This window comes from Streptomyces sp. MB09-02B (assembly GCF_033794485.1).
GTDB lineage: Bacteria > Actinomycetota > Actinomycetes > Streptomycetales > Streptomycetaceae > Streptomyces.
The window spans coordinates 1-16,951 of the sequence record NZ_JARGEE010000196.1 but is presented as its reverse complement, the minus strand read 5'-3'; the positions used below and the strand labels follow the sequence as shown (position 1 = coordinate 16,951).

The window sequence follows — 16,951 nt, the reverse complement described above, 5'->3', positions numbered from 1 at the left end:
CCTCCCACCCCACCCGACCCTGGCGGACACCCTGACCACGGCAGCCCCGACGGCCACCCTGACCACGGCAGCCCCGACGGCCACCCTGACCACGGCAGCCCCGGCAGACACCCTCACCAAGGCAGCCCCCGCAGACACCCTCACCAAGGCAGCCCCGGCGGAGACCTGAGCCGCCACCCCGGCTCGGCGCGGGCGCACCACCGCCTCAGCCGCGGCTTCCAGCCCCTGCCGCCGGGCTGCCAACCACCGCACCCTCACGCCACGAACGTCCGCGGCCCCTCGCCCCCGCCGGACACCCCGTCCCGCACCAACCGTGCCGCCGCCGCCAGCCGCACCGCCGCCTCCTCGGCGACTGCTCCCCCCACGGTGAACGGCAGCCGCACATACCCCTCGAACGCCCCGTCCACCCCGAACCGGGGCCCGGACGGCACCCGGACCCCCACGCGCTCGCCCACCTCGGCGAGCCGGGACCCCGAGAGCCCTCCGGTGCGGACCCACAGCGTCAGCCCACCCCGCGGCTCCGAGAACTCCCAGTCCGGCAGCTCCCGACGCACCGCGGCCACCAGGTCGTCCCGGTTCTCCCGGGCCTGCTCCCGCCGCACCCCCACGGCCTGCGCCCAACCTCCCGTACTCATCAGCCAGTTCACGGCCAACTGCTCCAGCACCGGCGTCCCCAGATCCGCGTACGCCCGTGCCGCAACCAGGCTCCGGATCACCTCCGGCGCCGCCCGCACCCACCCGATCCGCATCCCCGCCCAGAACGCCTTGCTGGCCGATCCGACCGTGATGACCGTGGACCCCGCCGGATCGAAGGCGCACACGGGCCGCGGCATCTCCACGTCGTCGTCGAGCCACAGCTCGCTCATCGTCTCGTCGGCCACGAGCACCGTCCCGGCGCCCCGAGCCGCGTCAACGAGCCCCCGCCGCCGGTCCTCGTCGGCGAGCGCCCCGGTCGGGTTGTGGAAGTCGGCGACGACGTACGCCAGTCGGGGCGCCGCGTCCCGCAGTACCTGCCGCCACCGGTCCATGTCCCACCCGGCGAGCCCCTCCGCCATGGCGACCGGCACCAGCCGCGCCCCGGCCTCCCGCATGAGCTGCAGGATGTTGGCGTACGACGGCGACTCCACCGCGATCCGCTCACCGCGCCCCGCGAAGAGGTGGCAGATGGCGTCCATGGCGCCCATGGCGCCGGTGGTGACCATGATCTGCTCGGGCATCGTCGGGATGCCACGCGCGGTGTACCGGTCGGCGAGCATGGCGCGCAGGGCGGGCAGCCCGGCCGGGTAGTCGCCGTGCGTGTGGGCGTAGGGCGGCAGTTCCTCCAGCGCGCCCTGCACCGCCCGGGTGAGCCAGGGCTCGGGCGCGGGCAGGGCGGCGCAGCCCAGGTCGATCATCGAGCCGAGCGCCTCGGGCGGCAGCGGCTCCAGACCACGCGCCGGCAACGGCTTCCCCGCCGGGACGGCCGTCCAACTGCCCGCTCCCCGCCGGGACTCCAGGAACCCCTCGGTGCGCAGCGCCTCGTAGGCCGCCGCCACTGTCGTACGGCTCACGGAGAGGGAGAGCGCCAGCTCCCGCTCGGCGGGCAGCCGGGCCGCGACGGGCACGCGGCCCTCCAGCACGAGCAGGCGGATCCCGTCGGCGAGCGCGCGGTAGGCGGGCGGGCGGCGGGTGCCGGGGCCGGCGGGACGCTCCTGCTGGGAGGTGAGCAGCCGCGCGAGCTGCGCCGCACCCACCGCTGAAGTCCACTGCGCCATGATTCCAGTCCACCTTCCGCGAATTGGCCATGGATGCCATCTCTCTCCAAGCCACAGAGTGTCATGCATCAGGCCACCGGCACCACCAGGGGGACGTCTTGCCCACACAGCACGAGCCGCGGCGCGAGCCACAGCAGGACCCGAGGCAGGACGGGCCGGGGCACGCACAGCGGCACCGGGGCCGCCGGCTGGTCCAGCTCTACACCGGGCTCGCGCTGTACGGCGCCAGCTCCGCGCTCCTCGTACGGGCGGGCCTCGGCCTGGAGCCCTGGAACGTGCTGCACCAGGGCCTGGCGGAACTGACCGGGCTGACCATCGGTGTGGTGTCGATCGTCGTGGGCGCGGTCGTGCTGCTCCTGTGGATCCCGCTCCGTCAGCGCCCGGGCCTCGGCACGGTCTCCAACGTCTTCGTGGTGGGCATCGCGATGGACGCCACGCTGGCGCTGGTGCCCCAGGCGCACACCATGGCCGTACGGATCCCCCTGCTGGCCGCCGGGATCGTGCTGAACGGCGCGGCGACCGGCCTCTACATCGCGGCCCGCTTCGGCCCGGGTCCGCGCGACGGCCTGATGACGGGGCTGCACCGGCGTACCGGCCGCTCGCTGAGGCTGATGCGGACGGCCGTGGAGGTGGCGGTGCTGGCGACCGGCTTCGCCCTCGGCGGCACGGTCGGGGTGGGCACCCTGCTCTACGCCCTCTGCATCGGTCCCCTCGCCCAGTTCTTCCTGCGCGTGTTCGCCGTGCCCTCGGAATCCGGCAGCACGGTCGTTGCCGCCGGTCCATCGAAGCGAGCCATACTTCCCGGGTGACCGCCCTCATACGCCACCCCTACCTCGACCACCCGGGCCCGATCGCCTTCGCCCACCGGGGCGGGGCGGCCGACGGCCTGGAGAACACGACGGCCCAGTTCCGGCGGGCGGTGGAGGCGGGTTACCGCTACATCGAGACCGATGTCCACGCCACGCTCGACGGCAAGCTCGTCGCCTTCCACGACTCGACCCTGGACCGGATGACCGACGGGGCCGGCCGGCTGGCCGACCTGCCGTGGAAGGAGATCCGCCACGCGCGCGTGGCCGGCGCCGAGCCGGTCCCCCTCTTCGAGGACCTCCTGGAAGAGTTCCCCGACGTCCGCTGGAACATCGACGTCAAGGCGGAGCCGGCCCTCCACCCCCTGCTCAACCTCATCGCCCGTACCCAGTCGTGGGACCGGGTCTGCGTCGGCGCGTTCTCCGAGTCGCGGGTGGCCCGGGCCCAGCGCCTCGCCGGTCCGCGCCTGGCCACCTCGTACGGCACGAGCGGTGTGCTGGGGCTGCGGCTGCGGTCGTGGGGCGTCCCCGCCACGGTGCGCCGCTCGGCGGTCGCCGCGCAGGTGCCCGAGTCGCACGCCGGGGTGCCCGTGGTCGACCACCGGTTCGTGCGCGCGGCTCACGCGCGCGGGCTGCAGGTGCACGTCTGGACCGTGAACGAACCGCAACGTATGCACCGGCTCCTGGACCTGGGCGTCGATGGCATCATGACCGATCACATCGACACGCTGCGCAAGGTGCTTGAGGACCGCGGGACCTGGGTCTGACACCCTCGCGCGGCCCGTTCAGGGGGAAGCGAGGGGCACGGGTGGGCACCGACACCGTGCGGACGGACGAGGCCGACGAGGCCGCGGGCAGGCGGCGCGAACAGCGCGGCTGGTACTTCTACGACTGGGCCTGCTCCGTCTACTCGACCAGCGTCCTGACCGTGTTCCTCGGCCCCTATCTGACCGAGGTCGCCAAGTCCGCCGCCGACCCGGACGGCTACGTCCATCCGCTGGGCATACCGGTGCGCGCCGGTTCCTTCTTCGCGTACTCGGTGTCCCTGTCGGTGATCCTCGCCGTGGTGATCATGCCGCTGGTGGGCGCGGCCGCCGACCGCACGGGCCGCAAGAAGCCCCTCCTGGCCGCGACCGCCTATGTCGGTGCCGCCGCGACCGCGGGGATGTTCTTCCTGGACGGCGACCGCTATCTGCTCGGCGGCCTCCTGCTGATCGTGGCGAACGCGGCGCAGTCCGTGGCGATGATGCTCTACAACTCCTACCTGCCCCAGATCGCCCCGCCCGAGGAACGCGACGCCGTGTCCTCCCGGGGTTGGGCCTTCGGCTACGCGGCAGGCTCCCTGGTCCTGGTCGCGAACCTGATCCTCTTCACCGCCCACGACTCCTTCGGCATCTCCGAGGGCATGGCCGTCCGCATCTGCCTGGCCTCGGCGGGCCTGTGGTGGGGCGCCTTCACCCTGATCCCGCTGAAGCGCCTGCGCGACCGGCGCCGCCCGGCCGGCGAGTCCGCGGGCGCCGAGGGGGCGACGTCCCCGGGGCTGCGTCAACTGGCCGCGACCGTCCGTGACATGCGGCGCCACCCGCTGACCCTGAGTTTCCTCCTCGCCTACCTCGTCTACAACGACGGCATCCAGACGGTGATCTCCCAGGCCTCGGTGTACGGCTCCGAGGAACTCGACCTGGAGCAGTCCACGCTCATCGTGGCGGTGCTGCTGGTGCAGGTCCTGGCGGTGGGCGGCGCCCTCGGCATGGGCCGGCTCTCCCGCCGTTACGGCGCCAAGCGCACGATCCTCGGCTCCCTGGTCGCCTGGACCCTGATCCTCGCCGCCGGCTACTTCCTCCCGGCGAGCGCCCCGCTGTGGTTCTTCGTCCTCGCCTCGGGCATCGGTCTGGTCCTCGGCGGCAGCCAGGCCCTGTCCCGCTCCCTCTTCTCCCACCTCGTCCCGCCCGGCAAGGAGGCCGAGTACTTCGCCGCGTACGAGATGAGCGACCGCGGCATGAGCTGGCTGGGTCCGCTGCTGTTCGGCGTGACCTACCAGCTGACCGGAAGTTATCGGGACGCGATCATCTCGCTGGTGGCCTTCTTCGTCCTGGGCTTCGCCCTGCTCACGAGGGTTCCGGTGCGCCGGGCGATCAACGACGCGGGCAATCCCGTACCGGACAGGATTTAGCGCCGGAAGCGAAAGGGCTGTAGTGTACGCGTTTGGCCTGCCAGGCGTACCGTTACTGCGCGTCAAAGATGCCGAAACGCTGGGTGACATCTGCTGTCAGATGTGACAAACCGGGCGCCGGTGGGTACAACAAGGGCGGCTACGACGGCGACGCATGACCCGGAACGGGACACGCAACGGGAATCTTTACCGCCGACCGGACGTTGACCGGATGACGACGACAGCGACACCTGTCCTGTGGGCGACAAGCCCGGGAGGCACGATTCATGAGTGAGCGAGCTCTTCGCGGCACGCGCCTCGTGGTGACCAGCTACGAGACGGACCGCGGCATCGACTTGGCTCCGCGCCAGGCCGTGGAGTACGCATGCGAGAAGGGGCACCGCTTCGAGATGCCCTTCTCGGTCGAGGCGGAGATTCCGCCGGAGTGGGAGTGCAAGGTCTGCGGGGCCCAGGCACTCCTTGTGGACGGCGACGGCCCTGAGGAAAAGAAGGCCAAGCCCGCGCGTACGCATTGGGACATGCTGATGGAGCGGCGCACCCGTGAGGAACTCGAAGAGGTCCTCGAAGAGCGCCTGGCGGTTCTCCGCTCCGGCGCGATGAACATCGCGGTGCATCCGCGAGACAGCCGCAAGTCCGCGTAGCCCCTCCGGGGGTCAGGCGGACACACAGCGCAACCGATGACCGCGGGCGCCGTACGAACATGTACGGCGCCCGCGGTCTTTGTCATGCGTTGTCGGGTGCGGGTGAGTGGGGCTTCTCGCAGTTCCCCGCGCCCCTAAAAGCTCCAGGCCCTGCGGGCCTGGAAAAAGCCGGGGCGCAGCCCCTTGGTGGGGGCACCTCCCGCTCGAGCGAAGCCGAGAGTGGGGGAGGGACGGGCAGGGCGGCAGGGGCGAGAAAACCGTCAGTGGTCCAGTGGCGGATAGGGGCCGGCCGGCGGCGCGTCGTCCCGGATCACCTCACCCGGCACGACCTTCCCGTCGGGCCGATGAATACGCGCCTGCTGGAAGGCGTCCCCGAGAGAACCAGAACTCGCCTCACGGATCTTCCGCTCGAAGGTCCGCTCCGTATAGCGCCCCAACGCCCTCTGCACCGGCGGAATCAGCAGCACCAGCCCCACCGCGTCCGAAACCAGCCCCGGCAGCATCAGCAGCAGACCGCCCAGCATCAGGAAGCCGTTGCCCTCGCTCTTGCCTGAACCGGAGGCGGACTCGACCCCCGCAGCGGCCACACCCCCCTGCTGCTGTTGCAGGGTCTCGGACAGTGCCCTGAACGCCCTCCGCCCGGCCCGCTTGACCACGGCGGAGCCGCCGAGGAACCCGGCGACGAGCAGCAGGAAGACCGTGAACCCGCCGGCCGCGCCCGCGACCACCGTGAGCAGCCAGATCTCCAGCACCAGCCACGCGGCGACGCCCAGCGGCAGGAACGTGCGCAGCCGGGAACGCCGGGGCCGGGCGGGGTGGGTCGAGGACGGAACGCCAGTCGTCATGCTCCCAGTGTGCCTGGACCGGGCTCAGCACGGGATAAGAGGATGATCAGGCCTTCTTGTCGCCCTGTCCCGACGCGTCCTGTCCCGACGCCCTGTCATCCCGTCCCGACGCCCTGTCGTCCCGTGCCGGCTTGTCGTCCCGTCCCAGCACCTTGCCGACCCGCTCCCCCACGCCCCACGCCGTGACCCGCCACAGCGCCTCGACGAGGATGTCCCGGCTCATCTTGGAGTCGCCCAGCTCGCGCTCGACGAAGGTGATGGGCACCTCGACGACGTGGTAGCCCGCCTTGACCGCGCGGCGGGCGAGGTCGACCTGGAAGCAGTACCCCTGGGAGGCGACCTCGTCGAGGCCGAGCCCTTCGAGGGTCTCGCTGCGGAACGCCCGGTAGCCGCCTGTGACGTCACGAACGGGCACGTCGAGCAGCACGCGGGAGTAGAGGCTGCCGCCGCGGGAGATGAACTCGCGGGACTTCGGCCAGTTCACCACACGCCCGCCCGGCACCCAGCGGGAGCCGAGGACGAGGTCGGCGCCCTTGAGCGCGGTGAGCAACCTGGGCAGTTCCTCGGGCTGGTGCGAGCCGTCGGCGTCCATCTCGATGAGGACGCCGTAGCCGTTCTCCATGCCCCAGCGGAAGCCCGCGAGGTAGGCCGCGCCGAGGCCTTCCTTGCCCTGGCGGTGCAGCACCTGGACCTGGTCGTCCTCGACGGCCAGTTCGTCGGCGAGCTTGCCGGTGCCGTCGGGGCTGTTGTCGTCGGCCACCAGGACGTGCACGTCGGGAACGGCCTTGCGCACCCGGCCCACGATCGCCTTGATGTTCTCCGCCTCGTTGTAGGTCGGGATGATCACCAAGGCCGTGCCGAGCGGGCCGAACCGCCTCTCCTGGCCTTGAGCCGCGAGGGTCCCGTCGCCGTCGTTCACTGCTGCCCCTTCAAGTCCTCCGTACGCAGGGGACCACCATAGTGGCCACGGCCTGCGATGGAGTGTCGGCCGGTGTCCAGAGGGGTGTGGATTCAACAGGGGGTGTGCGGGAGCGCGCTCTGCGTAGCATCCGGCCCTGTGCGCCAGCGCAAGAAGATCTCCCCCGCACCGACGAGGCGGCGAATGGGGAATCGCCCGCTGCGGATGGGGGCCCGGCGCCCTTCGGGCCGACCTGGGGCCCGCTGGCTGCGGGTCGACCGAAAGCCGTTGTCTACTGAACGTCCGGGCCCCACCCGGGTCACACCTACCCGACCGGGCCGGAACGTTCCCTCGCCGGAGCGCTAGCCCTGGGCCTGGCTCCCAGTGTGGTGCGCCGGTGCGGCACACCACCCCTGACCCAGCGGCGCTCCGACGCCGCGCGGAAGTTCCCCGGTCGGACGTCCGGTGGTGGACCCGGCAGAACCTACCCGCCCCCTGCCGCCGACTGTCAACCGCCGTCTGACCTGCGGCGATTCCCTCAAATGCCTGGTCGGCGGGGAGGATGCGCAGGTCGCGCGGCGGGCCGATGGGCCATGATCGGCTGCGCGCCGTCCCGGGAGATCACTCGCCCGGCCGTACGAAAACCGTGCGTCCCGCCACCACGGTCCGCAGACAGACGGGCAGGTCGGAGCCGGGGCTCAGGTCGGGCAGACCGGGGGTGCCGGAACGGGGGTCGGTGGACCAGCGGGCGACGCGGTCGTCGGGAGCCTGGACGACGAGGTCACCGGTGCGCCACACCGCGTAGTCCGCGGGGGCGCCCGGCACGAGGACGCCCGCGTCGTCGCGTCCGATCGCCCGCCAGCCGCCCCGGGTGTGCGCCGTGAACGCGGCGCGCACGGAGACCCGGTGCTCCGGCGTGCGGTGAAAGGCCGCCGCGCGGACGGTGCCCCAGGGGTCGAGGGGCGTGACCGGGCTGTCGGAGCCGAACGCCAGGGGCACGCCGGCGCGCAGCAGGGCCGCGAACGGGTTCAGGGTGCGGGCACGGTCGGCCCCCAGCCGCTGGGCGTACATGCCCTCCGCCCCGCCCCACAGCGCGTCGAACGCCGGCTGGACGGAAGCGGTGAGGCCGAGTTCGGCAAAGGCGGCGACGGTGTCGGGGGTGAGCATCTCGGCGTGCTCGACACGGTGCCGGGCCGCCCGCACCCGGGCCAGGCCGACTTTCTCGGCCGCCGCCCGCACCCCTTCGACCACGGAGGCCACCGCGGCGTCCCCGATGGCGTGGAAGCCCGCCTGGAGGCCCGCTTCGGTGCAGGCGACCACATGGGCGGCGACCGCGACGGCGTCCAGGTAGGCCGTGCCGGTGTGGGCGGCGTCGGCGTACGGCTGGTGCAGGCACGCCGTATGCGAGCCGAGGGCGCCGTCGACGAAGAGGTCGCCGGCGGCGCCGACCGCCCCGAGGGCGCGCGCCTTCTCGACGTCGCGCTCCGCCCAGTAACCGACGACGCGCGGGCCGGGCTCCTCGGCGGAGAGCCGCAGCAGGCCCGTGAAGTCGTCCTCGGAGGAGATCTCGGGGCCCGCGCACTCGTGGACCGAGCCGATGCCGAGCGAGGCGGCGTGGGCGAGGGCGGCGCGCTGGGCCTCGGTGCGCTGGGCGGGGGTGATGGCGCCCAGGGCGGTGGCGCGGACCGCGTGATGGGCGTCGCGGGTGAGCGGGCCGTCCTCGACGGTGCCGACGCCCGGGACCAGGTCCAGCAGGGCGGTGGTGACGACCGCGGAGTGGACGTCGATCCGGCTCAGGTAGAGCGGGCGGCCGCCGACGGCCTCGTCGAGTTCGGCGCGGGTCGGGGGGCGGCCCCCGGGCCAGCGGGCGGCGTCCCAGCCGTGGCCGAGGAGGACACGGTCGGCGGGACGGGCGGCTGCGAATTCACGTACGAGAACGAGCGCGGCCTCCAAGGAGGGGGCGGCGGAGAGGTCGAGGCCGGTGAGTGCGAGACCGGTGGCCGTGGTGTGCACATGGGCGTCGGTGAAGGCCGGTGTGACCAGGGCGCCTTCGAGGTCGACCACCTTGTCGACGCCGGCCGCGAAGGCGTCGGCGGCGCCCTCGGAGCCGACCCAGGCGATCTGGCCGTGCTCCACGACCATCGCGGTGGCGAACGGGTCGGCGGGGCTGTGGACTTCTCCACCGCGGAGCAGCACGGTGTCCGACGGGGCGGTGCGATCACTCATGGGGACAGTTTCGCGTGTGCGGGCCGCCGCGATGTACTTGGGCCGGTGTTTCGAGGCGCCAGGCGCTGTCGGCTGTGCCCGCCCGCTCCGCCCTGCGGAACTATTGCCCACAGCGGTGAGCAGCAAGCAGCGGAGGGAAGTCGGCGGCGGGCGCGGACCGCGCCGGCCCGCCGCGCCGCTCAGATCCTCGGGGGCCTCGCCTCGTACGGCGTGGACAGGACGACCGTCGTCCGCGTCGAGACGCCGGCCAGCGACCGCAGCCTCGCCAGCAGTTCCTCCAGTTCGTGCGGGGTCGCCACGCGGACCTTGAGGATGTAGTTCTCGTCGCCGGCGACGCTGTGGCAGGCCTCGATCTCCGGGACACCGGCAAGGCGTTCGGCGATGTCGTCGGGGGCGCTGGGGTCGAACGGTTTGACCGAGATGAACGCGGTCATCGGCAGCCCGACGGCCTCCGGGTCGACGACCGCGGCATAGCCCCGGATGACGCCACGCTGCTCGAGTCGGCGCACGCGCTGATGCACCGCCGACGTGGACAGGCCCGTGGCCTTGCCCAGGTCGGTGTAGCTCATCCGCCCGTCCGCGACGAGCAGCTGCACGATCTGTCGGTCCAGCTCCTCCATGGCGCAAGAACCTACAGGGCGGTTGATCTCCTCCGATACCTGAGCGGCGCAGGTCATGCCCGGTTCGTGATGTGCTTGAGAGCCACCTGTGAGCCATACGGGTGACAGTCGGACCATGTGGGGCACCTGCGAGCGGCATGTGACGAAGACCACAGCACCCGAACAGGCTTCGTGATGATCTCGTGATTACCTCGGAGACGGGACGGGAAGTGCTTGCTGTGGTCGAGGCCGCAGTGCCTTCACGGCCCAGCCCGAGGGGGAGAATCCCATGCAGAGTCTTAAGCGCCCTGGTCGCACCGTGCCCAAGCGGCTCCAGGCGGTCATCGAGCCCGAGCCGGAGGGCGTCGAACCGGACGACGAGTTCGACGCGTACGACGCCTTCGAGATGTACCGGGTGATCTGCCCGGACTGCGCTCAGCCCATCGCCCTGCTGTCCGAGGAGGACAGCCTGCCCGAGCACGCACGCGTCGTGTCGCCATGGAACCCGTTCGGGCTCACGGCCTGCGCAGGCACCGGCCGTTCGGCGAGCGAGGCCCGGTCGGCGGACGAGTCCGTCGAGCCGCAGGAGCAGGACACCGCGCTTCTGTTGACACTCCCTCAGGGCCTCGACTGGCGGACCCAGCCCTTCTCGCACGTCGGCGGCCCGGGCTCGCGTCCTATGCGCGTTCCGGTGATGCGGCGTCAGCAGCCCGAGCCGCGCCAGGCCGATCAGCGCCAAGCCGCCTGATTCCGGGCCCGGTCGGGCCCGGCGCCTCCGCGCCCGGCGGGCAGGCCCGTCCTGCCCCGTTCGGTTCCGGCGCGAACTCAGACACGATTCCCGGGAACGGTGACCGGCTCGCCCTCGTGCGCGTTGGCCCGGTATGACCCCAACTTTTTCGGTGACCGGGAGTCGGCGTCACATCTTCGTGCCGGCTTCGGCAGAATCGCTTCCGCAAGGGTCGGCCCAGCAACAGGACCCGCCCATCTACCGGGCTCTGCTGCGGACTTGGGCCGACCGGGGCCGCACCCTGCCGGGGCGTCACGACCCGGAGTGGGTGCGGCTGGTGACACCGCCGGGCGGCCTCGACCAGTTCGGCACCCCCACGGACCCGTTCGCGGCGCCCGACTTCTTCCGTGGTTCGTTCAGCGTGACTCGGGCCCCGCGAGGTGGCGGGCGATGACCATGCGCTGGATCTGATTGGTGCCCTCGACGATCTGGAGCACCTTGGCCTCGCGCATGTACCGCTCGGCGGGGAAATCCGCCGTGTAGCCGTACCCGCCGAGGATCTGGACGGCATCCGTGGTGACCTTCATCGCGGCGTCGGTGCACAGCAGCTTCGCCATGGCCGCCTGCTTGGAGAACGGCCTGCCCGCGTCGCGCAGCCGTGCTGCGGAGAGGTAGAGCGCGCGGCCCGCCTCCACCTGGGTCGCCATGTCCGCGAGCATGAAGCGCAGCCCCTGGAAGTCGGAGATCGGCCGTCCGAACTGCCGCCGCCCGGTGGCGTAGGCGACCGCTTCGTCCAGTGCCGCCTGGGCCACGCCGATCGCGCAGGCGGCGATGCCGAGCCGTCCGGAGTCGAGCGCGGACAGGGCGATCGCGAAGCCCTGACCCTCCTCGCCGATCCGCCGGCTGTCGGCGACCCGCACCCCGTCGAAGTGGAGCTGTGCGGTGGGTGAGCCCTTCATGCCCATCTTCCTCTCGGGTGCCGCGGCGCTCAGCCCCTCGGCGTCACCCGGCACCAGGAAGGCCGTGATGCCCCGGGAACCGGAGCCCTCGCCGCCCGTGCGGGCCATCACCGTGTAGAAGTCCGCGATGCCGCCATGGGTGATCCAGGCCTTGGTGCCGCTGATCACCCAGTCTTCGCCGTCCCGTACCGCTCTGGTCCGCAGGGACGCGGCGTCCGAGCCGGACGAGGGCTCGGAGAGGCAGTACGCGCCGAGAAGACGGCCGCCGAGCATCGCCGGCAGCCGCTCGGCCTGCTGCTCCTTGGTGCCGTAGTTGGCGAGGGCGTGGCAGGCGAGGGTGTGGACGCTGGCCCCGAGGCCGACGGTGAGACGGGCCATGGCCAGCTCTTCCAGCGCCTGCAGATAGACCTCGTACGGCTGGTCGCCGCCGCCGTGTGCCGCGTCGTACGGCAGGCCGAGCAGTCCCGACTCGGAGAGCAGGACGAAGAGTGCGCGGGGGAAGCGGCCGGCGTCCTCCTCCTCGGCCGCGTGCGGGACGATCTCCCGCTGCGCGATCTCGCGGACGAGCGAGATCAGATCCCGGGCCTCTTCCGTGGGCAGTTGACGGTCCACCGGCTGCGCGGCGCGGTCGGGCATGGCGACGCCCTCCTCCCTGTCGGGCACTGCGGCGCACACACACCGGGGTGTGGTGGTGCCGCCGGGTCTCACGTGCCACAGCCGATGGTCCTCCTCCGGATCACGGAAGCCGCTGATCAGCGGCGGTGGCGTTGGGAGTATGCCCGATCCGGAGCAGCGAATCACCGGTTAACGACCGTTCATTCGGACACCTGCGAGGTGCGCCGCGCCCCGACCCGAATTGGTCCGAACCATTGACCCTAGTGGTCTAGTCCTCTACGTTCTCCCCCATCAACGCGACACCGCGTTCACGCCTCTCGGCACAGCAGGTCCAGGCAGCACCCTCCCCGCCTCGCTCCCCTCCCCCGGAGTCACGATGCTCAGACCGCACAACCCCCGCGTCCCCGTCAGGACGCTTGTCACCGCCACGTGTTGCGCCGCCCTCGGCGCCGGACTCCTCGCCGGAGCGGGCACCGCGACCGCCACCTCCGCGCAGCCCGGCTCCCAGCACCGCACCCCCGGCGCGGCCCCGTCCAAGGTCGTCGGCTACTTCATCGACTGGGGGATCTACGACCGGAAGTACTACGTCAAGAACATCGAGACGTCCGGCGCGGCGAAGAAGCTCACGCACATCAACTACGCCTTCGGCAACGTCGTCCACGGCAAGTGCGCTCTCGGCGACGCCTGGGCCGACACCGACAAGCCCTTCACCGCCGAGGAGTCCGTGGACGGCGTCGCGGACACCGCGGACCAGCCGCTGAGCGGCAACTTCAACCAGCTGCTCAAGTTGAAGAAGCTGCACCCGAAGCTCAAGATCGTCTGGTCGTTCGGCGGCTGGACCTGGTCCGGCGGCTTCGGCGAGGCGGCCAAGGACCCGGAGGCCTTCGCGAACTCCTGCTACGACCTCGTCGAGAACTCCCGCTGGAAGGACGTCTTCGACGGGATCGACATCGACTGGGAGTACCCCAACGCCTGCGGACTCACCTGCGACACCAGCGGCAGTGAGGCCTTCGAGGACCTGATGGCCGCACTGCGCAAACGATTCGGCAAGAAGGAGCTCGTCACCGCGGCGATCACGGCCGACGCCAAGCCCGGCGGCAAGATCGACGCGGCGGACTACGCGGGCGCCGCCAAGTACGTCGACTGGTACAACCCGATGACCTACGACTACTTCGGCTCGTGGGACTCGACCACCGCCCCGCACTCGCCGCTGTATCCGTACCCGGGCATCGCCGACAAGCACTTCAACACCGCCGCCACCATTCAGAAGCTGAAGAGCCTCGGCATCCCGTCCTCCAAGCTGCTGCTCGGCATCGGCTTCTACGGCCGCGGCTGGACCGGCGTCACGCAGTCGGCGCCCGGCGGCACGGCGACCGGCCCGGCGGCGGGGACGTACGAGGCGGGCTACGAGGACTACAAGGTGCTCAAGAAGACGTGCCCGGCCAACGGGATCGTCGGTGGCACCGCGTACGCCAAGTGCGGTGACGACTGGTGGAGTTACGACACCCCGCGGACCATCAAGGGGAAGATGGCGTACAAGCACGCGCAGGGCCTCGGCGGCACCTTCTTCTGGGAACTGAGCGGTGACACCGCCGACGGTGAGCTGATCAAGGCGATCAAGTAACCGCCACGACGGGGGACTCGGGGTGGGGGTCGGTCGGCAAACCCCCACCCCGAGTGCGTTTCACGCGGCTGCTCGGTCTCAGACGTCCCGGCGGGCCGGCTCCGGCGCGAGATACGCCGGGGCGAGTTCCTCGATGGCGCGCAGCGAGCCGCCCAGCATCTTGACGAGCAGATCGCGCATGGTGTCGCGGGGCAGTTCAGGGCGGGCGATCCAGTCGAGGGTGGCGCCCTCGACGGCGCAGACCCAGCCGAACAGGCCCATGCGGGCGACCGGTTCGATGTCGGTCCTGCCGTACGCGCCCTCGGCGACGGTGGCGACGATCGCCTCCCGGACGCCGTCCCGGATGGCGTGTACCTGGGTGTCGAAGCCGACCCCGCCACTGACGATCGTGCGGTAGGCGGCCTGGTTGTCCTCCGCGTACCGGAGATAGCAGTCTATGGTCCGGTGCACCCGTTCCACGGGCGGCAGTTGGAGTCCGCTCGCCGCGAAGGTGATCAGATCGGCCACCGAGTCCTCGACGATCGCGAGGTAGTAGCCGCGCTTGGACTTGAAGTAGTAGTAGATCAGTCCCTTGGCCACGTGCGCCTGGCGTGCGATGTCGTCCATGGACAACGTGTCGTACGACGTGTCGGCGAACAACTTGCGCCCGATGGAGATGAGTTCGGCGCGGCGCGCCAGCGAACGGTCGGTGCCACGAGCCCGCGGCGGCTCGACTCCACGCTGTTGACTGCTATTCAATTTCGGTCCTGGTCTCCAACTGCCAGCGGGACAACCGCAGTATCGCAGACCCTCACCACCAGCTTGTTCGACTCTGATCGACAGAATCGACCGGCGGCTCAGGTCACAGCAGACCCAGCTGGGCCACCAGCATCGCGACGACCACGACCAGGGTCCAGCCCATCACGTGCTCGACGATCTTCGGGCCGTCGTCCTCGGGCCCGCCCGTGCGGGTCCGGACGCGGGTGGCGGTGGCGGAGGTCGCGGTCATGGCAGCTCGCTGGTGTGATCGGTAAGCGGTGGGCTCCCCCACCGCCGCGTCCACCTTGCCACCGCTTGGGCGGTTCGCGGCCGAGACCTTGGTCACACATCGGCGCGGCCCCCGGTCGCCCGGGGGCCGCGCCGCACGGTCCGCCGTGTCAGCGGATGCCCACCGCCGCGAGCGCCGCGCGCTGGCGGGCCGTCGGCCGCGCCGGGAAGTACAGGTAGCAGACGCCGCCGGTGCCGGAGACGACCTTGCCGGCGGCGTTGTACCGCTTGGTCCGCAGCCAGATGTTCTCCCACTCGCGCCGTCGGTAGACCCGGCGCACCGCCTCGTTGGTCGGGGAGTTCGGGTCGTTGGCGATGACGTCGCCGTCGGCGGTGAAGCCGATCACCGTCATCAGGTGCCCGGAGGTGCCGTACCCCGCGCCCGTCAGCTCCTCCGCGAGGAACGACTGGGAGGTGATCGCCGGGATGCCCGCCGCGATCAGGGTCTCCAGGTCGGTGAGCGAGCCCAGCCGGGTCACCACGCCCTGGAGGTCCTGGTAGGTGGCGGCGTACGCGGCGTTGAAGGGCCAGTTGCCGCAGCCCTCGTACTGGTAGTCGAAGGTGAACCGCGCCGCGTGGCACACCTGCGGGTCCGCGAACGCCGGGTCGACCCAGGCCAGGTCGGCGGCGGTGGGCTTCCGGCCCCAGAACTCTATGACCATCTGCGAGGAGGTGGGGCTGCACCAGGCCTCGCCGCCGTTGTCGTACTCGGGGTACTGGCCCTTGTGGGTCTCCTGCGAATAGCGCGGGACGTTCAGTTCCCGTGCGATCCCGGGCGTCGAGGCGGGGACGGTGAAGCGGTCGGGGACGTCGGAGCCCATCGCGCCGAGGCGCCAGACCGTGGGGGTGAGCCGGGTGCCGGGCGTGCGGTACAGGGTCAGGCGCAGCCGGTACGAAGCGAGGCGCAGGCCGGTCGCCGGGTCGTCGATCGCGAAGGTGTCCGTCCAGACGCTGCTCCTGCCGTCCTTCTGACCGTCGACGGAGGTGCGTCTGATGTCCCGGTCACCTGCCGCCCATCGGCCGAGGACGTACCAGGGCGTGTCGGTGCCGTCGGAGTACGTGCCCTTGAGCTCGATCCCGATCCAGGTGCCGTCGGGGGTGTGCGCGTTCCAGGAGGCGACGGCCTCGGTGGCGGGCACCGTGAGCGGGTGCACCGGGGAGGTCCAGGTCGCGTACTCCCAGGCGGCCGTACGCCCGGTGTGCGGGTCGGTGTAGTCGGCGGTCCCGAGCGGTGTGCCGATCACCAGCCCCGGGCGCGTCCCCGCCTTCGCCACGGTGCCCCGGGCGCTGCCCGAGCACCAGTCGGCGTACGAGGTCCAGGCGCGGTAGTCGGTGGAGCGTTCCGGTGCTCGCGCGGGGCGGACCGGGGGTGCGCCCCGGCCGCTCTTGGTGTCCGCGACCGCCTGGCTCGGCGCTCCCCCGGCCGCGGCGGCGGCGGTGGCGACGGCTGCGGTCAGGACGGTCCTGCGGGACGGCTCGGAGAGGCTCGTCATCTGCGGGTGACCCCCAGTGGTCCGGAAGGAACGGTTCAGACGCACGGCTGTTCGCCCACTATGACCGTCGGGGAACGACTTCTGCCAGCACCGCGCGCCACGCCACGCCCGCCAATATTGGTCGACACCAGTGGCGTATCCGTGGCCGCGCGGCACGGTGTTTCAATCCACGTATGCGTGACTTCCCCGCCCCCGTGGACCCCGCCGTCGACGATCTCGCCGCCCGGCTGCGGCGGCTGCCGCCGTCGTGCGGGCCGGTCCGGCTGGTCGGGGTCGACGGGCACGCCGGTTCCGGGAAGAGCACCTTCGCGGGGCGGCTGGCCGACGCGCTCGGTGGCGCCCCCGTGCTGCACCTCGACGACATCGCGACGCACGAGGAACTGTTCGCGTGGACGGATCGCCTGCTGGAGCAGGTGATCGAACCGCTGCGCCGCGGGCGGAGCGCGCGCTACGTCCCCTACGACTGGCGTGGGCGCGCCTTCGGCCCGGCGCGTGTGCTGCCGAGCGCGCCCGTGGTCGTCGTCGAGGGGGTGGGGGCGGGTCGGCGGGTGTTGCGGCCGCATCT

General features: G+C 71.6%; 16 protein-coding genes and 1 pseudogene. 8 read left to right on the top strand and 9 right to left on the bottom strand.

The window, feature by feature from the left end:
• Positions 1–254 precede the first annotated feature (254 nt).
• Positions 255–1,754: a PLP-dependent aminotransferase family protein gene (locus P1P70_RS25315; RefSeq protein ID WP_319241552.1), complete on the bottom strand. Its 1,500-nt coding sequence runs from the start codon at positions 1,752–1,754 to the stop codon at positions 255–257.
• A gap of 98 nt (positions 1,755–1,852) precedes the next feature.
• Between P1P70_RS25315 and P1P70_RS25310 the strand changes: the two genes are divergently transcribed.
• From P1P70_RS25310 to P1P70_RS25295, 4 genes are all read left to right on the top strand, one after another.
• The gene (locus P1P70_RS25310; RefSeq protein WP_319241550.1) at positions 1,853–2,563 is read left to right on the top strand and encodes a hypothetical protein; all 711 of its coding nucleotides are present in this window, start codon (positions 1,853–1,855) and stop codon (positions 2,561–2,563) included.
• Positions 2,560–3,327: a glycerophosphodiester phosphodiesterase gene (locus P1P70_RS25305; RefSeq protein ID WP_319241548.1), complete on the top strand. Its 768-nt coding sequence runs from the start codon at positions 2,560–2,562 to the stop codon at positions 3,325–3,327. The genes P1P70_RS25310 and P1P70_RS25305 overlap by 4 nt, the downstream gene beginning before the upstream one ends.
• 41 nt (positions 3,328–3,368) lie before the next feature.
• Positions 3,369–4,733 (top strand): MFS transporter, encoded by a 1,365-nt coding sequence (locus P1P70_RS25300; protein WP_319241546.1) that lies wholly within the window; start codon positions 3,369–3,371, stop codon positions 4,731–4,733.
• A gap of 266 nt (positions 4,734–4,999) precedes the next feature.
• Positions 5,000–5,374, top strand: a complete 375-nt coding sequence (locus P1P70_RS25295; protein ID WP_003977404.1) for an RNA polymerase-binding protein RbpA — start codon at positions 5,000–5,002, stop codon at positions 5,372–5,374.
• A 260-nt stretch (positions 5,375–5,634) separates the two neighbouring features.
• Here the strand turns inward: P1P70_RS25295 and fxsA are convergent, their stop codons facing one another.
• The 4 genes from fxsA to P1P70_RS25275 all read right to left on the bottom strand — a co-directional run bounded on the left by fxsA (position 5,635) and on the right by P1P70_RS25275 (position 9,963).
• Positions 5,635–6,219 carry an FxsA family membrane protein gene (fxsA, locus tag P1P70_RS25290; RefSeq protein WP_319241544.1) on the bottom strand — a complete coding sequence of 195 codons (585 nt, stop codon included), beginning with the start codon at positions 6,217–6,219 and terminating at the stop codon, positions 5,635–5,637.
• A gap of 46 nt (positions 6,220–6,265) precedes the next feature.
• Positions 6,266–7,138 (bottom strand): polyprenol monophosphomannose synthase, encoded by an 873-nt coding sequence (locus tag P1P70_RS25285; RefSeq protein ID WP_319241542.1) that lies wholly within the window; start codon positions 7,136–7,138, stop codon positions 6,266–6,268.
• Positions 7,139–7,738: 600 nt separating this feature from the next.
• A complete protein-coding gene (locus P1P70_RS25280; protein WP_319241540.1) occupies positions 7,739–9,343 on the bottom strand; it encodes an amidohydrolase in 1,605 nt (534 codons plus the stop codon).
• Between the two features lie 179 nt (positions 9,344–9,522).
• Complete coding sequence (locus tag P1P70_RS25275) at positions 9,523–9,963, bottom strand: Lrp/AsnC family transcriptional regulator (RefSeq protein WP_033532524.1); 441 nt, start codon at positions 9,961–9,963, stop codon at positions 9,523–9,525.
• 268 nt (positions 9,964–10,231) lie between these two features.
• On the opposite strand from P1P70_RS25275, the gene P1P70_RS25270 reads away from it, so the two are divergent.
• Together P1P70_RS25270 and P1P70_RS25265 are read left to right on the top strand one after the other, a co-directional pair.
• A complete protein-coding gene (locus tag P1P70_RS25270; protein WP_319241538.1) occupies positions 10,232–10,690 on the top strand; it encodes a hypothetical protein in 459 nt (152 codons plus the stop codon).
• Between the two features lie 133 nt (positions 10,691–10,823).
• Positions 10,824–11,123, top strand: coding sequence for a hypothetical protein (locus P1P70_RS25265; protein WP_319241536.1), 300 nt, complete (start codon positions 10,824–10,826; stop codon positions 11,121–11,123).
• Here P1P70_RS25265 and P1P70_RS25260 read toward each other — a convergent pair.
• Positions 11,086–12,264 carry an acyl-CoA dehydrogenase family protein gene (locus P1P70_RS25260; protein ID WP_319241534.1) on the bottom strand — a complete coding sequence of 393 codons (1,179 nt, stop codon included), beginning with the start codon at positions 12,262–12,264 and terminating at the stop codon, positions 11,086–11,088. The genes P1P70_RS25265 and P1P70_RS25260 overlap by 38 nt on opposite strands.
• Before the next feature lie 355 nt (positions 12,265–12,619).
• Here P1P70_RS25260 and P1P70_RS25255 point away from each other — a divergent pair, with 355 nt between their 5' ends.
• Positions 12,620–13,867, top strand: a complete 1,248-nt coding sequence (locus P1P70_RS25255; protein ID WP_319241532.1) for a glycoside hydrolase family 18 protein — start codon at positions 12,620–12,622, stop codon at positions 13,865–13,867.
• 78 nt (positions 13,868–13,945) lie between these two features.
• Here the strand turns inward: P1P70_RS25255 and P1P70_RS25250 are convergent, their stop codons facing one another.
• The 3 genes from P1P70_RS25250 to P1P70_RS25240 form a co-directional block, all read right to left on the bottom strand.
• Positions 13,946–14,605, bottom strand: coding sequence for a TetR/AcrR family transcriptional regulator (locus P1P70_RS25250; RefSeq protein WP_319241530.1), 660 nt, complete (start codon positions 14,603–14,605; stop codon positions 13,946–13,948).
• A gap of 103 nt (positions 14,606–14,708) precedes the next feature.
• Entirely contained in the window at positions 14,709–14,855 is a 147-nt protein-coding gene (locus P1P70_RS25245; RefSeq protein ID WP_107073705.1) for an SCO1431 family membrane protein, read from the bottom strand.
• A gap of 148 nt (positions 14,856–15,003) precedes the next feature.
• Positions 15,004–16,386 carry a peptidase C39 family protein gene (locus tag P1P70_RS25240; RefSeq protein ID WP_319241528.1) on the bottom strand — a complete coding sequence of 461 codons (1,383 nt, stop codon included), beginning with the start codon at positions 16,384–16,386 and terminating at the stop codon, positions 15,004–15,006.
• 173 nt (positions 16,387–16,559) lie between these two features.
• Here P1P70_RS25240 and P1P70_RS25235 point away from each other — a divergent pair.
• A pseudogene (locus tag P1P70_RS25235) lies at positions 16,560–16,951 on the top strand (hypothetical protein); the annotation flags it as partial.